Raw genomic sequence first — 13,062 nt, forward strand, 5'->3', positions numbered from 1 at the left:
GTCAAGTTTTCTGTGTAAGGGACCGGTCGGTTATCCGGTCTGCCGGGTGGTCAGATCGGAAGCCGGTTGGGGAATTGAACGGCGAAAGCGTTCAGTGCCTGGTGCCAGCCTTGGGTGCCGGTTCCGAGCTCGCCGCCGCGGGTGGTCTCGATGTTTCTGATCCCGAGGTAGACCAGCTTGATCGCGGCCTCGTCGGAGGGAAATGAGCCCCTGGTTTTGGTGATCTTCCGCAGTTGGTAGTTGATCGATTCGATCTGGTTCGTGGTGTAGATGACTTTGCGGATCTCGGGGGTGAAAGCCAGGAACGGGGTGAAGTCTTCCCAAGCGTTCCGCCAGGCCAGCACCGCCCCGGGAGCTGTGCTCTGCCAGGTCTCCGCGAAGGCCTCCATGGCCAGCTCGGCCGCCTGCACGGTCGGTGCGGTGTAGATCGGGCGCATGTCCCGGGCCATGGCTTTGCGTGCACCGTAGGAGGCGTATTTCATGGCCGAGCGCAGCAGGTGCACGACGCAGGTCTGCACGACGGTTTGGGGGTAGATGCTGTTCACCGCTGCCGGCAGCCCGGTGAGCCCGTCGCAGCACAGGATCAGGATGTCGGCGGCTCCGCGGTTACGGATCTCGGTGAGCACGTTGGCCCAGAACTTCGCCCCTTCGCTGGTGCCCAGCCACAGGCCCAGGACCTGCTTGCGGCCCTCTACGTCCACGCCCACGGCCACGTGGCAGGCCTTGTTCACCACCACGCCGCCGTCCCTGATTTTCAGCCAGATCGCGTCGATGTAGACGATCGGATACACGGACTCCAGCGGCCGGTTCTGCCACTGGGCGAGCTCATCGGCAATCACGTCGGTCACCCTCGAAATTGTCGCCGCGGAGACCTTGGTCCCGTAGATTTCATCGAGGTGGGAGCCGATATCCCGGGTGCTCATTCCGCGGGCGTAAAGGGACAGGATCATGTCTTCGACCTTGCCCAGCCGGCGGGCCCGCTTGGGCACGATGACCGGTTCGAAGGAGCTGTTCCGGTCCCGTGGCACGGTGACCTGCACCGGCCCCTGGAGGGTCTGAACGCTCTTGGTGGTCTTGCCGTTGCGGGAATTGCCCGTGCCCTGCCCTGCGGGGTCCCCGGACTCGTAGCCGAGGTGGTCGCTCATCTCCGTTTCCAAGGCCCGTTCCAGGACCGCGCGGGTCATCCGGGAGAGGAGCTCTTCAACACCGTTGCGGCCCTCTCCGAGGTCCTCCGCTGCCGTGACGAGGGCGTCGATCTGGTCGGCGCTCAAAAGACGCCTTCAAGGGGGTTGGTGGTCATACTGATTTCGGCCAAGAGGGCCCGTCCTTTCAGGGGTGAAACCGCAGGTCAAACCCTAGTTAGAGACCGGACCCTTACACACTCAATGAAACACCCTCTGCTGGAGTTCGAGGATCTCCGCCGCGTCCCGGGCCTTGGCCGCGGCCAGCTGTGCCTCCAGCCGCGCTACAACCGCCAGGCGCTCCAGCCGGTTATCGATCTTCCGCTGCAGGACATCCACAACAGGGTCCGGGGCAGCAGGAACAGCAGGACCAAAATCAGCAGCAGGACTGGAACCAGCAGTCACAGCATCCAGCCGGGCTTCCTCGAGGAACAGCGAGTCAAGGGCGCCAACAGAGGCATGAATACCCTCCATCACCACCGCAGCCCCCGCGTTAGTCCCCGCGCCGTTTCCCATACCTATATCGTCGCGGGAGGGTCTGACATTTTTCTGCGCGTGCGTTGTTAAGCAGGCGCCAACGTGGGCGGCCGCTCCCAGAACAGCTAGCGCCGGGAACCGGCATCGGCCAGCGGGATGACTTCCAGCCGCGCCGCCGGGCCCAGGATTACCAGGACGTGCCGGGACGCGACGCCTTCCAACGCCGCAGCGATGCGCGGAATGACGTCGCCGGATGGCGGCGAAGTTTCCGCCGCAGCAGAATCACCCGCAGCAATGTCACCCGCCGCAGTACCAGCCCCGGTACCAGCCCCGCCGGAGGCCGGACCTGACGCCGGAAGGGCGGAGCCGCCGTCGTCCGTCCGCAGCCATAAGGTGACCCTGGCGCCGCCGGTGGCTTCAGCGATGCCCGCTGCCAAAGCCTCCGCGTCCGCCTGGGGCGCAGTGACAACCGTGACTGCGTCGACGGTGCGTTTCCTGGCGGGCCGCGCGGCGGCGAGGAGGGCACGGTCGTGCCGCCACAGCGCGAAGTGGTAGCCCGCTACCAGGCCGGCGGCCACCAGGAGCCCGAACGGTGCACGGATGCGGTCCAGGAGGCTGCCGCCGGTGACGTCCCCGAGCAGGAATTCGAAGAGCCGGTAGCCGATCACCAGGAGCGTGATGAGTGCAACCACCGCGCTGACTCCAAAGAATGCGATGTGGTAGACGCGGCGTCCGGGCGGAATGTCCTCGGCAGCCCGCGGCTGCTTCAGGGGCTTCCACGCCAGCCACCAGACAGGCCCGCCCACCACGAGGGAACTGAGACCGCCAAGCAGCAGGGTCCGCGTGGCCCCTTCCGCCAGCGGCGACACGGCCGCAGCCAGCAGCGCGTTGACCACAACGCCCACCCCGGAAGCGGCGGCAGCGAGGGCCACGGCCGACGTGACCAGCAGGCTTGCCCGCATGGTGCCGGGGGAACGGCGGATCGAGGCCGTGCGGTGGTACCGCCACACCAGCGCCCCCACGAGCGCCGCGGCAATGGCCGGGGCCAATGGCTCGAGCAGTTCGTTCAGGGGATTGTTCCGGTCGAACGCCAGGCGCAGGAGCACAAACAGGACCACGCCCGCGCCGCCAAGGGCCGTGATGCCGGCAGCAAAGATCCCGACGGCGATCATGATGACGTCAACGAGGCCCGTCTGGAAGCGGCGCCCGCCCTCCCTGAACCAGTGCCACCACCACACGATGGCTCCGCCGGCCGCCCACACCAGTGAACGGAGCACGGAGTACCACCAGGGTTCAACGGTGACGGTCAGCGGGAAGCCGCGGATTGCGACGTCCAGGAGCCCGCCGAGGGCTGCGATCCCGGCGCCGGCACCGAGCAGCAGGCCAAACACGGACCCGACGACGGCACGCACGTCCTCGAGGTGCACCGTGGGTTTCTTCGGGTGCTTCCACATCCAGCGGTGCCAGGCCCAGATGGCCGCCCAAACAATGGTGTTGGCCAGCGTGGGCGCCCAGTCGTTGCCCCGCTGTCCGATGAATGACGTGGCCAGCCCCAGGAAGGAGGTGGTGAAGATAATGAGCGAGACGCCGTACATGGCCGTGATGTAGAGGCCCCACCCGGCTGAGGTGCGTTCCGCCTCGTCGTCGAGCCGCCGCCAGACAAACCACCACAGAAGCAGGGCGAGCGGGCCGCCAATCAGGGTGAATGCCAGCGACCGGGCCAGCCCGGCCACGTCCGTGGAGGCCAGGACTGCCCCCGATGTGAACAGGCGTTCCAGCAGTCCGCTGAGGCCGGACGCCGCGATCAGCACCAAGGCAAAGAGCAGGGCGTACTGGATCAGGCGGCGCAGGGTGGTCTGGGCGTGTCCCGCCGTCGGGGCCGTCAGCTGCGCGGGGGAAGTCATGGCTTCACCGGCGTTCCCGAGCAGGCCATCAGCATGTAGGGGGCCTGGCTGATCTTCCAGTTCCCGTCCTCCTTGGCCAGGGTGAAGATGTCCTCCATCTCGTACTCTGAGGGGCCGAAGGGGCCGTCCTGGTACGAGTTGACCATGGAGACCTTCACGGTGGCGGACTGGTCCCGCTCCGTCGTCGACACCAGGACAACCCGCGCGGGGCGGGGCTCGCCGGAGAAGGAGCCTCGGCAAACCGTCCGGGCAGAATCGGTGAGGTAGGTCTCTGCGGTGGCGATATCGCCGTCGATCACCGCCGTGCTGTACCGCTGGACGACGCCGGCCGGGCTGGCTTCATCCAGCGGCGCGGGGTCGCCGCGGGAAAACACCACGGCAAGGGCCACCACCACCAGCACGCCGATGATGCCAAGCAGCACGAGGATGATCCGGTCCGGTTTTCGCGCTGCATCGGTCATGGCGCCAGTATGCCGTTTTTGGGCTGGTTCCGCTGGTGTCTTTAGGCCCGACTCTTCCTGTTCACTTTTCCGCAACCGTGGGGTCCTCGGGTGTTATTGCGCGCCAACAATCCTTGTCACGCACACACTGCCCCATCCCAACAGCCGGGCAGTGAATCCCCGCAGCTGTATCAAGGAGAACTCCGTGTTCGTGAAAAGCGCCGTCACCGCCCTCGTTGCCCTGGCTTCCCTGGCAGGGACTGCCGCAGCCCCCGCGGCCATTGCCCAGTCTTCCAGCCCTTCACCGGTCCTGGGTCAGCCGCTGGCCGCCGCCCATGCCCACAATGACTATGAGCATGACAGGCCGCTGTTCGATGCGCTGGAGCACGGCTTCACCAGTGTTGAAGCCGACGTCTGGCTGGTGGACGGCGAACTGCTGGTGGCGCACGACCTCGAGGATGTGAAGGCCGGCGTCACGCTTGAAAGCCTCTACCTTGACCCGCTGGAAGACCTGGTCCGCGGCCAGGAGGGCCACAGCGTGTACCCGGGGTGGGACGGCAGCCTGCAGCTCCTCATCGACATCAAGAGCGAAGGCGAAGCCACCTACGCCGCCGTCGAACAGGAGCTCGCCGAGCACCGCGACATCATGAGCCGCTTCAGCCAGGGCAAAACCAAGACCGGCCCGGTTACCGCAGTGATCAGCGGAAACCGTCCCCTGGCCACCATGCAGGCGCAGGACCAGAGGTTCGGATTCTATGACGGCCGCGCCGCCGACCTCACCTCCGGCATGCCGGCCGAGCTCATGCCCCTGGTCAGCAACAACTGGACCAAGCTCTTCACCTGGCAGGGCGTGGGACCCATGCCGGAGGCCGAACGCGCCAAGCTGCACGCCTACGTTGCCGAAGCCCACTCCAACGGCTACCGCGTCCGCTTCTGGGCCACCCCGGACCAGGCCGGCCCGGCCCGGGACGCCATGTGGAACGAGCTTGTCGACGCCGGAGTGGACCACATCAACACGGACGACCTCGCGGGGCTGCAGCAGTTCCTGACGGCCCGCACGCAGTAACCACCCCGAGCCAGCAGACAGGAAACACCGTGGCTATGAAGACCCTTGCTACAACCGCGACGACGGCGGCCCTCCTTGCGTTCGGCCTCCTTGCCTCCCAGCCGGCATACGCCGCCGACAACACTCCCAAAGATGCGGACGGGCAGGACGCCTTCAGCTTCGGCGTCATCGGCGACATTCCCTACGGCGAACAGGAAATCGCGAAATTCCCTGCCCGCATCCAGGACCTCAACGCGGACCGCAGCCTTGATTTCGTGGCCCACGTCGGTGACATCAAGAACGGATCTTCCGTCTGCTCGGACGGGTATTTTGCCTTCATCCGGGAACAGTTCGACACGTTCGAGCTCCCGCTGGTGTTCACCCCGGGCGACAACGAGTGGGTGGACTGCCACCGCGCCAACAACGGCGCCTACAACCCGCTCGAACGGCTGGCCAAGCTGAGGGAAGTGTTCTTCAACGAACCCGGCAAGACCCTCGGTGCCACCATGCCGGTCAAATCCCAGGAGGCCCTCGGTCTTCCGGAGAATGTCCGCTTCACCGAGAACCGGGTTGCCTTTTCGGTGGTGAACGTCCAGGGCAGCAACAACTCGCTCCAGCCGTGGAGCGGCCTCGGCGAAACCGCAGTGACGCCCGAACAGCAGGCCGAAGTGGAGTACCGCACCGAGGCTGTCCTGGACCAGATCCGTGCCACCTTCAGTGACGCCGCCCGGCGCAACGACAGGGCAGTGGTGCTGATGGCCCAGGCCGACATGTTCGACCCCTCGCTGCTCGCTGCCGCGTCCGCCAACCCGGCGGTCGTCTCCGGCTTCCGCGAGATCGTGGACACCATCGTTGAGGAAACCAACCGGTTCGACGCCCCGGTTTACCTCATCAACGGCGACAGCCACGTGTTCGCCGAGAACCAGCCGCTGGCGCCGGGCTCGCCGTGGCTGGACGTCTACGGCCAGGAGGCAGCGGCTGACGATCTTCAGCGCATCACTGTGGACGGCTCTGCCAATGCCACCAACTATGTCCGGTTCACCGCGTCAGGGAACAGCGCGGGCGGCCCGGTCCTGTCATGGGAAAAGGTGCCCTTCACCCGGTAGCCCCACGCCTTCCAAACGGACGACGGCGGGAGGTCCCGCCGTCGTCCGCTTGCTTTGTGGAGGCATGCAGTGAGGGAGCCTGGCGCCCTATCCTGGTGCCCTGTTCAATGCCCTTGTTTCAGGTGGTTCTGCAGGACATAGACGGTCCGCTGGGCGCACTGCTTGATCCGCCGGAGGTGGTCCGCCGCGATGAGGGGCAGGGTGACGGCCGGGTCCTCGCTCCCGGCCTGGCGGCGCAGCGCCTGTTCGAGTTCGGCGGCATAGGCTGCCAGCCTCTCGGCACCCACCATCTGGCTTGACGTTTTCAGGCTCAGCACGGCGTCCATGGAGCCGGCCACGTCGCCGGTGGTGAGCGAAAGCCGTACTTTTTGCAGCCGCTGGGGCATGTGCGCGATGAAGTTCTCCACGAAAACCTTCCACACGCCCTCGTCATCCTCGAGATCGTCGCGCAGCCGTTCGAGCACTGCGGGGTCCAGGAGCGGCCGGGCATAGGCGTCCGGCTGAGTCATGGCAGGGCCTCCGTGCCATTCATGACCGCCCCCTTCACAGTCGGAACACCCGCGGGGTTTGTGCGCAGGGCTTTTGAAGGACGGTACGTGCAGAGAGGGTGGAGGGCACGAGTGGTGGGTACTCGATTTTTTTCGCGGGTACTGCTCGCGCCCGCCGCCATCGTCCGACCTTGCATCCCTCCGGTAGCCTGTTGCAATGGTGAGTGGAATTGCCGATCTGGGCGCGGAGGCGATCCTGCTTGCCGGAGCAGGGCGGGCCATCCTGCTGCAGCTTGCCGAGCCGGGGGTGGGGCGGGGCGTCGCCGAGCACAGCACGTTCACGGACCGCCCCATCAACAGGCTCAAGGGCACCCTGACCTACGTCTACGCCGTGGTTTACGGCACCGACGAGCAGGTGAAGGAGGTCCGCCGCAGGGTCAACCGCGCCCACGCGCCTGTGCGCCGGGCTGCCGATGACGAGTCGCCGGGGTACAAGGCGTACGACGCCGGGCTTCAGCTGTGGGTGGCAGCGACGCTCTACGACACCGCGCTGACCATCATCGAGAAAATCTACGGTCCACTCGACGACGAGTCCGCCGACGCCATGTACCGCGATTACGCGAAGCTGGGCACGGCCCTGCAACTGCCAGGGCATATGTGGCCGGAGGACAGGGCCGCGTTTGGACGCTACTGGGATGGGAAGATGCGTGCACTGCGGGCTGATGAGAATGCCGTGCGCTTTGGCCGGGGACTCCTGTATCCAAAGCGGGCGGCGCTGTGGTACCTCGCCATCATGCCCTTCGCCAGGTTCCTCACCGCAGGCCTCCTGCCGGACCAGTTGCGCCAAGACTTCGGCCTGGCTTGGAGCCACCGCCATGAGCGCCGCTTCAACCGCACCTTCAAGATCCTGGCGGTGACCTACCCGAAGCTGCCCCAGGGCATCCGGCACTGGTTCAAGGACTACTGCCTGAACCAGCTCGACATCAGCTCCCGCCGGGCAGTGACCGCGTAGTTCCAACCTGCTGACGCGCCGGCAGAACAAGGTAAGGTTGCTTACTAACTTGATCTCCGGCAGCGAAGGGCCAAAAGACATGGTTGCAGGCAACAATCCGCCCCACCCGGAGGCGGCCCAAACCGGGGTCAAAGGCGAAGTCCACCAAGACCGCTTTGTTGGCGGGCAGGACCTCACCAGATGGGATACCAGGCCGGGCCGGCTCCTGGCATCGGTCGCCAAACGCATCAGCGGCCTTTTCGGGTCCCACGCGGTATTGATCATCACCTTGGCCGTCGGGGCAGCGCTGGCGGTTTCGCTGGCTGCGGTTTTCGCGCAGGTCTACGAATCCGTCGTCGAAGCCGATGGAGTTGCCGGACTTGACCATCCCGTCCTGGACGGCGCAAAAACGCTCAGGTCCCCGGGACTGGACATCCTCGTCACCACCTATACGGACGTGGGCGGGACCGTCGGGATGCCGGTGCTGGCTTTGGCCGTCATGGCCGGCCTGGCGTTCAAGCGCCGGTCCGTGACCCCTGTCATCCTCATGCTCGTTGCCGGGATCGGTTCGCTGCTGATGACTATCGCGGGCAAGGAGCTGGTGGGCAGGACCAGGCCGGACCTGGCCGATGCCGTGCCGCCCTACGAGTACTCAGCTTCATTCCCCAGTGGCCACTCCCTGAATTCCGTGGTGATCGCGGGCATCGTGGCCTACCTAATCATCCTCCGCCTCACCACGGCCCGCGCCCGGATACTCACGGGAGTGGCGGCGGCGGTTTTTGCGGCAACCATGGGGCTAAGCCGGGTCTACCTCGGCCACCACTGGCTTACGGACGTGCTGGGCGCCTGGGCACTCGGAGCGGCCTGGCTGGCTCTGGTCATCACTGCCCACCGGCTCTACCTCACCACGCGGGTGCACCCGCCTGCGCCGGTGTCCGGGCCCGCCAGGCCCTGACCCGCAGCGTGCCCCGGACATACGCCGTCAGCTGATGAGGACCTGGGTGGAGCTTTCCTTGAGCTTGGCGTTGGCCCACTTTGCCTGGCGGAGAGTCTCCGGGTGGCACCTCTTCGCCACGTCAAGCAGGTCCGTGTGCTTGATTCCCTGTGCGGCCTGGGCCAGCATCTCCCAGTCCAGGGATACCCCCGAGGCCTTGAGGTAGATTTCCCGCAGGTCCTGCAGCAGGAACAGCCCGGCATCCTTGTCGCGTCCAAGGAGTTCGCTGCCCTTCTCCCACAGCTTCATGCCCACGCTGGATTCGTCCGCCGGCTCCGGGTCCAGGTCCTGGCCGTAAACCTTTGCGACGGCGGCCAGCTCACGGAGGTGCTCCCGCGACCAGCCTGCCAGGTCCCGTGCCAGGTAAAAGACTTCATGGTCCACCTTGTGCCGTTCCGAAACGTGCAGCAGCGCATGCACCAGGTCCGTTTCGGAACGGTGCAGTTCTTTCAGGACCAGCCCGATCTTCACTGTGCACCCCCGGCTGCCGGTGCCTCAACAGGCGCGGATGCGGTGACGGCAGGTGCAGGCGCCGGGCCGTCCCCGGGCCCGACGCGGACGAGCCGGGCCGCCGCCGTCTTGAAGACGGGCTGTTTGGAGGCTGCATCCCAGTCCGTGATGGTGAGCTCGTTGGCTGCCCGCCCGTGACCTGCCGGTTCCTTCCCGTCCGCCGTGTCCCAGTAGCCGTAATGGAACGGCAGGAAGACCACCCCGCGCCGGATTCCGCTCACCCTGGCCTGGGCACGCACGGTGCCCCGGGGAGTGGTGATGTCCACGATGTCTCCTTCCGAGACTCCATGCGTGCCGGCGTCGGCCGTTGAAACCTCAACCCAGACCTCCGGCGCCGCTGACTGAAGCTCGGGCGCACGTCCCGTCTTTGTCCTCGTGTGGAAGTGGTAGAGGGTGCGGCCGGTAATCAGCTGCAGCGGGAAGTCCCCGCTGGGCAGTTCGTGGGCCGGCAGGTACTTGGCGGCCTTAATGACGGCTTTCCCTTCGGGGTTCAACGCCTTGTATTCGTCCGGCTCCACCGGCGCTCCGGTGACCAGGTCCCGGCCATACGTCTCGCAGTAGTCCGGGTGGGCCCAGAATTTGCCGTCTGCGTAGAGCCGTTCTGTACCCTCGGGGTTGGCGGAATTGCAGGGCCATTGGATTCCGCTGGGTCCGCGCAGCTTCGCGTAACTCAGCCCGGTGTAGTCGCAGGGTCGCCCGCGGCTGCATTCCTTCCAGGCTTCGAAGGCCGCTTCCGGGTTGTCCCATTTCACCAGCGGCAGGCCGTCCTTGTCCTTGAGTTCCATCCGCTGCGCGTAGTCCAGGAAGATGTCCAGGTCCGGCTTCGCTTCGCCGGGCGGGTCCACTGCCTTCTCCGAGAGGTGGACCGTGCGGTCTGCGTTGGTGAAGGTTCCGGTCTTTTCACCCCACGTGGCGGCCGGAAGGACCACATCGGCCAGTTGCGCGGTTTCGGACAGGAAGATGTCCTGGACCACCAGGAACAGCCGGTCCTGCGACAGGATGGACCGGATGCGTGCCAGTTCGGGCAGCGACACAGCGGGGTTGGTGCCGCTGACCCACAGCATCCGGATGGAGCCGTCCTCGGCGTAGCGCATCATCTGCATCACGTGCGTGGGCGGCGACTGGTGCGGGATGGCCATCGGGTCGACGTTCCACACCCGGGCCAGGTCCTTCACGTGGGCGTCGTTTGACCAGTTCCGGAAGGCGGGAAAGTCCCCGTCCGCACCGCATTCGCGGGTGTTTTCCGCGCTGGGCTGCCCGTTCATCTGGAGGACGCCGCATCCCGGTTTGCCCAGCATGCCCCGGATGATGTGCAGGTTGTTTACCTGGACCGCGGCAGCCGTCGCCTGGTGGGACTGGTAAAAACCCTGCAGCACGGTGGAGAGCAGGCGTTCCGCCTGGCCAAGGATCCGGGCCGCCTCACGGAGGTCCGCTTCCGGCACGTCACAGATTCCAGCCACGACGGCGGGGGAGTAGTTCTTCACCCGTTCCTCCAGGTCGGAGTACCCCACCGAGTGCTCTTCGATGTAGGAGGCGTCCGCCCACCCGTTGGCGATGACCTCGTGCAGGAGGGCATTCATCAGGGCCACGTTTGTCCCTGGCCGCGGTGCCAGGTGAACGGTTGCGGCCCTCGCCACCGGGGTGGGCCGGGGATCAACACAGACGATCTGCGGCGGGTTCGGCCCGGCGAGGCGGTCCAGGATCCGGGTCCAGAGCACGCTCTGCGTTTCCGCCATGTTGTGGCCGAAGAGCGCTATGACGTCCGCGTGGTCAATGTCCGTATAGCTTCCGGGCTGCCCGTCGCAGCCGAAGGATTCCTTCAACGCCTCCGCCGCCGTCGCCGTGCACAACCGCGTGTTGCCGTCCACATGGCTGGTTCCCAGGCCGCCGTGCGCAATCAGGCCCAGCGTGTAGTACTCCTCCGCGAAGAGCTGGCCCGTGGTGTAGAAGCCGATGGCGCTCCCGCCCTGCTCCGCCAGCAGTTCCTTGCTCCTGGCCACAACCCTGTCCATGGCCGTGTCCCAGCCAGTTTCCACTAAGCGGCCGTTCTCACGGATCAAAGGCGTGGTAAGCCGGTCCGGCGACGCATTCGCCTGCCACCCGTATAGGTCCTTGGGCCCCAGCCTGCCGCGGTTCACCCGGTCCCCGGCGCGGCCCCGGACCCCGGCAATCTTCCCGTCCTTCACGGCGATGTCCATCGCGTCACCGTTGGAGTGGAGCAAGGATGCAGCCTGGACCCAGCGGTCCACGTCGGAGGGTTCCAGGCCCTCGGCAAGATGTGAATCCACCCGCGCCGGCCACTCCTGGCCCGGTCCATACGGGGTCCGGGTTCCCCACGGTTCGGTGATCCTGTCCACTCGGGCCACAGCAGTCCTCCGGTCATCCAGCTGGAAACACTGGTCCCCGGCGGCGCCGGAGCCACGTGTGCCCGACTTTACGGAGGCCGCCACCGCATCACAAGAGCCCGGGCGCGGACCACCAGCGAAGAACACCGCACCAACGTGGCCGCCTCAGCGGGCTGTGCCGGCCCATCAGAACGCCGATCCGATCGAGGCCAGCTCCGGCGCAACAGCGCCGGCGAAGCGGTTGGCCGGGCGCTCCAGGCCGTAGTGCTCCCGCAGGGTGGTGCCCGCGTAGCCGGTCCGGAACAGGCCGCGCTCCTGCAGGATGGGCACCACCTGGTCCACGAATGCCTCCAGGCCGGAGGGGAGCACCGGCGGCATGATGTTGAAGCCGTCCGCCGCGCCGCCGTCGAACCATTCCTGGATGGCGTCCGCCACCTGCACCGGGGTGCCCGTGAAGGTGCGGTGCCCGCGGCCGCCGCCCAGGCGGCCGATCAGCTGGCGCACCGTGAGCCGCTCCCGCCGGGCGAGCTGGACGATCAGGGTGTAGCGGCTCTTGGCGCCCTCGATTTCGTCCTCGCCGGGCAGGTCCTCGGGGAGCTGGCGGTCCAGGGCCAGGTCCTCCGGCGCCACCCGGAGCGTCTTGGCCAGCTGGATCCTGGCGTACTCGGGCTTGATCAGCCGGTCCAGTTCCCGTTCCAGCTCCAGGGCCTCTTCCTCCGTGGCGCCGATGACCGGCACGATGCCCGGCAGGATCTTGATGGTCTCCGGGGCGCGGCCGGCGGCGGCGGTTCGGGCCTTCAAATCCCGGTAGAACTCCTGCGCATCGGCAAGGGTCTGGTGCGCGGTGAAGACGGCGTCGGCGTACCGGGCGGCGAGATCCTTGCCGTCCTCGGAGGATCCCGCCTGCACAATCAGCGGGTGCCCCTGCGGCGAGCGGGGGACGTTGAGGGGACCGCGGACCCTGAAGTGCTTGCCCTCGTGGTCGATCACGCGGATCTTTTCGGCGTCGCCCCAGACGCCCTCGGCCTTGTCCGCGAGCACGGCGTCATCCTGCCAGCTGTCCCACAGCTTCCGGGCCACCTCGATGAACTCGGCGGCACGCTCGTACCGGACAGCGTGGGCGGGCTGGTCATCCACGCCGAAGTTGCGGGCGGCGTCCGGACCGGCGGTGGTGACCACATTCCAGCCGGCGCGGCCACCGCTCACCCAGTCCACGGAGGCGAAGCGGCGGGCCAGGTTGAACGGATCGTTGTAGGTGGTGGAAGCCGTGGCGATCAGCCCGATGCGTTCCGTGGCGCCGGCGATGGCGGTCAGCAGCACGGTGGGCTCGAGCTTGCCGGCCGGGCGGCGGCCCACCTCGCCGAAAAGGACGGGGGAGTCGGCGAAGAAGATGGAGTCCAGCTTGCCGCGCTCGGCGGTGCGGGCCAGCTGCTTGTAATGCTCCACGTTGGTGCTGGAGTGCGGGTCGCTTTCGGGCAGCCGCCACGAGGCCTCGTGGTGGCCGGTGCTCATGAGGAAGGCGTTGAGGTGGAGTTGGCGGTAAGGACGATTGGTGGCAGTCATGGGTTAATCCTTCGGGTC

Annotated in this window: 12 protein-coding genes; 4 read left to right on the plus strand and 8 right to left on the minus strand. The window is 66.7% G+C overall.

The features are described 5' to 3' along the window. Positions 1 to 50: 50 nt before the first annotated feature. The 4 genes from ACQ3DC_RS18455 to ACQ3DC_RS18470 all read right to left on the minus strand — a co-directional run bounded on the left by ACQ3DC_RS18455 (position 51) and on the right by ACQ3DC_RS18470 (position 4,023). A complete protein-coding gene (locus tag ACQ3DC_RS18455; protein ID WP_430752901.1) occupies positions 51 to 1,271 on the minus strand; it encodes an IS256 family transposase in 1,221 nt (406 codons plus the stop codon). A gap of 111 nt (positions 1,272 to 1,382) precedes the next feature. Next, complete coding sequence (locus ACQ3DC_RS18460) at positions 1,383 to 1,697, minus strand: hypothetical protein (RefSeq protein ID WP_430752902.1); 315 nt, start codon at positions 1,695 to 1,697, stop codon at positions 1,383 to 1,385. 86 nt (positions 1,698 to 1,783) lie between these two features. Further along, positions 1,784 to 3,562: a DUF5671 domain-containing protein gene (locus ACQ3DC_RS18465; RefSeq protein WP_430752903.1), complete on the minus strand. Its 1,779-nt coding sequence runs from the start codon at positions 3,560 to 3,562 to the stop codon at positions 1,784 to 1,786. Beyond that, positions 3,559 to 4,023, minus strand: coding sequence for a hypothetical protein (locus ACQ3DC_RS18470; RefSeq protein ID WP_430752904.1), 465 nt, complete (start codon positions 4,021 to 4,023; stop codon positions 3,559 to 3,561). Before ACQ3DC_RS18470 ends, ACQ3DC_RS18465 begins: the two co-directional genes overlap by 4 nt. 184 nt (positions 4,024 to 4,207) lie before the next feature. On the opposite strand from ACQ3DC_RS18470, the gene ACQ3DC_RS18475 reads away from it, so the two are divergent. Both ACQ3DC_RS18475 and ACQ3DC_RS18480 read left to right on the plus strand, forming a co-directional pair. Continuing rightward, entirely contained in the window at positions 4,208 to 5,068 is an 861-nt protein-coding gene (locus ACQ3DC_RS18475; protein WP_430752905.1) for a phosphatidylinositol-specific phospholipase C/glycerophosphodiester phosphodiesterase family protein, read from the plus strand. A 35-nt stretch (positions 5,069 to 5,103) separates the two neighbouring features. Then, entirely contained in the window at positions 5,104 to 6,153 is a 1,050-nt protein-coding gene (locus tag ACQ3DC_RS18480) for a metallophosphoesterase (protein WP_430752906.1), read from the plus strand. Positions 6,154 to 6,257: 104 nt separating this feature from the next. Here the strand turns inward: ACQ3DC_RS18480 and ACQ3DC_RS18485 are convergent, their stop codons facing one another. Then, positions 6,258 to 6,662, minus strand: a complete 405-nt coding sequence (locus ACQ3DC_RS18485) for an Hpt domain-containing protein (RefSeq protein WP_430752907.1) — start codon at positions 6,660 to 6,662, stop codon at positions 6,258 to 6,260. A gap of 196 nt (positions 6,663 to 6,858) precedes the next feature. Between ACQ3DC_RS18485 and ACQ3DC_RS18490 the strand changes: the two genes are divergently transcribed. Continuing rightward, positions 6,859 to 7,653 (plus strand): oxygenase MpaB family protein, encoded by a 795-nt coding sequence (locus tag ACQ3DC_RS18490; protein WP_430752908.1) that lies wholly within the window; start codon positions 6,859 to 6,861, stop codon positions 7,651 to 7,653. 79 nt (positions 7,654 to 7,732) lie between these two features. Then, positions 7,733 to 8,587: a phosphatase PAP2 family protein gene (locus tag ACQ3DC_RS18495; RefSeq protein ID WP_430752943.1), complete on the plus strand. Its 855-nt coding sequence runs from the start codon at positions 7,733 to 7,735 to the stop codon at positions 8,585 to 8,587. A gap of 27 nt (positions 8,588 to 8,614) precedes the next feature. Here ACQ3DC_RS18495 and ACQ3DC_RS18500 read toward each other — a convergent pair whose 3' ends face one another. The 3 genes from ACQ3DC_RS18500 to ACQ3DC_RS18510 form a co-directional block, all read right to left on the minus strand. Further along, complete coding sequence (locus ACQ3DC_RS18500; protein WP_430752909.1) at positions 8,615 to 9,097, minus strand: hypothetical protein; 483 nt, start codon at positions 9,095 to 9,097, stop codon at positions 8,615 to 8,617. After that, positions 9,094 to 11,502 carry a molybdopterin oxidoreductase family protein gene (locus ACQ3DC_RS18505; RefSeq protein ID WP_430752910.1) on the minus strand — a complete coding sequence of 803 codons (2,409 nt, stop codon included), beginning with the start codon at positions 11,500 to 11,502 and terminating at the stop codon, positions 9,094 to 9,096. Before ACQ3DC_RS18505 ends, ACQ3DC_RS18500 begins: the two co-directional genes overlap by 4 nt. A 165-nt stretch (positions 11,503 to 11,667) precedes the next feature. After that, positions 11,668 to 13,044, minus strand: a complete 1,377-nt coding sequence (locus ACQ3DC_RS18510) for an LLM class flavin-dependent oxidoreductase (RefSeq protein WP_430752911.1) — start codon at positions 13,042 to 13,044, stop codon at positions 11,668 to 11,670. Positions 13,045 to 13,062: the final 18 nt, after the last annotated feature.

Source organism: Paenarthrobacter sp. NEAU-H11 (assembly GCF_050573415.1).
Classification (GTDB): domain Bacteria; phylum Actinomycetota; class Actinomycetes; order Actinomycetales; family Micrococcaceae; genus Arthrobacter.

Bases quoted from the DNA above. Each gene is read 5' to 3' on its own strand.
- ACQ3DC_RS18460 (WP_430752902.1), bottom strand. From the start codon at position 1,697: ATGGGAAACGGCGCGGGGACTAACGCGGGGGCTGCGGTGGTGATGGAG.
- ACQ3DC_RS18465 (WP_430752903.1), bottom strand. From the start codon at position 3,562: ATGACTTCCCCCGCGCAGCTGACGGCCCCGACGGCGGGACACGCCCAG.
- ACQ3DC_RS18470 (WP_430752904.1), bottom strand. From the start codon at position 4,023: ATGACCGATGCAGCGCGAAAACCGGACCGGATCATCCTCGTGCTGCTT.
- ACQ3DC_RS18480 (WP_430752906.1), top strand. From the start codon at position 5,104: ATGAAGACCCTTGCTACAACCGCGACGACGGCGGCCCTCCTTGCGTTC.
- ACQ3DC_RS18485 (WP_430752907.1), bottom strand. From the start codon at position 6,662: ATGACTCAGCCGGACGCCTATGCCCGGCCGCTCCTGGACCCCGCAGTG.
- ACQ3DC_RS18490 (WP_430752908.1), top strand. From the start codon at position 6,859: ATGGTGAGTGGAATTGCCGATCTGGGCGCGGAGGCGATCCTGCTTGCC.
- ACQ3DC_RS18495 (WP_430752943.1), top strand. From the start codon at position 7,733: ATGGTTGCAGGCAACAATCCGCCCCACCCGGAGGCGGCCCAAACCGGG.
- ACQ3DC_RS18510 (WP_430752911.1), bottom strand. From the start codon at position 13,044: ATGACTGCCACCAATCGTCCTTACCGCCAACTCCACCTCAACGCCTTC.